Below are 848 nucleotides of genomic sequence, written 5' to 3'. Positions count from 1 at the left end.
TTCATCGCGGTGAGACCAGGTGCGGAGGACATGCGCCTCATTATGGCCTAAGTGTGCTGGTGTAGGCCGCGACCTGCGGAAAGAGGAGCTTCCGGTCGAGCCTCGGTGCGCAGAGGCCACTTCGATGCTCGAAGCAGCGCACGGCTCGTTCCGATTGCTCCGACTCCAGGCCGAGAGTGGGGGAGGGGTGGGTCTCAGTGCGCCTCGAGGCGTCCGCGGGATGCCGATGTTCGCGAGCTCGCGGCTACCGTTGCTATTGCCAGCACAGGAGGACTGTGCCTACAACGAGGAAGGCATCATGGTTCGGGATCTTAAGCGCATGGGAGCGTCGACAGCTGCTGTGGTCGCTGCGGTTCTTGCTCTGGGAGCATGCGGCGGAACGAACGAGTACGCCGGAGAGTTCACTGTCGCCAACGGGGACTCCAGCTTCTACGTTGGGGAACTGTTCAGGCACGACACCGTAAGCGTGACGTGCATGGAGAAGGGCGGGACGATCACAGCCACGATCTCCGAAAGCGAGACGGGCAACGAGTTCACCACCACCCAGCCTGACGAAGGTAGTGGCCCCTCTGGTGGCACCCTGACGATGGGGGACAGCGGGGAGGAGTTCACCTGGGAACTCAGCGGCAGCGGAGACGAGGAGAACCCCTTCGCAGACGAGATGCAGTCCGGAGAGCCGGCTTCTTGGACTGACACCGGCATCCTGGAGTTCGGTCCCGGACTGCGCCAGGCGACCACAGGTAGTGACGACGGCGAGGTCAGCGTGCAGATCCCCGGTCAGGTCGATTGCTCAGGCGAACCCGGAAGCTGATCCGCATGCTCGCGGGAAGGGCTGAGTCGCAACTAGG

1 protein-coding gene is annotated in these 848 nt (G+C 63.4%); it reads left to right on the top strand.

Annotation, left to right across the window (positions count from 1 at the left end; all coding sequences use genetic code 11):
* Nucleotides 1–220: 220 nt before the first annotated feature.
* A complete protein-coding gene (locus tag ACT3TZ_RS15205; protein ID WP_444584250.1) occupies nucleotides 221–811 on the top strand; it encodes a hypothetical protein in 591 nt (196 codons plus the stop codon).
* Nucleotides 812–848 lie beyond the last annotated feature (37 nt).

The organism is Brachybacterium sp. AOP25-B2-12, from assembly GCF_052378625.1.
Classification (GTDB): domain Bacteria; phylum Actinomycetota; class Actinomycetes; order Actinomycetales; family Dermabacteraceae; genus Brachybacterium.
Note: the sequence above shows the minus strand (reverse complement) of the source record. Positions and strands in the feature narration are given on the sequence as shown.

Excerpts from the sequence above, each read along its gene's own strand:
- ACT3TZ_RS15205 (WP_444584250.1), top strand. The coding sequence starts at position 221 with ATGCCGATGTTCGCGAGCTCGCGGCTACCGTTGCTATTGCCAGCACAG.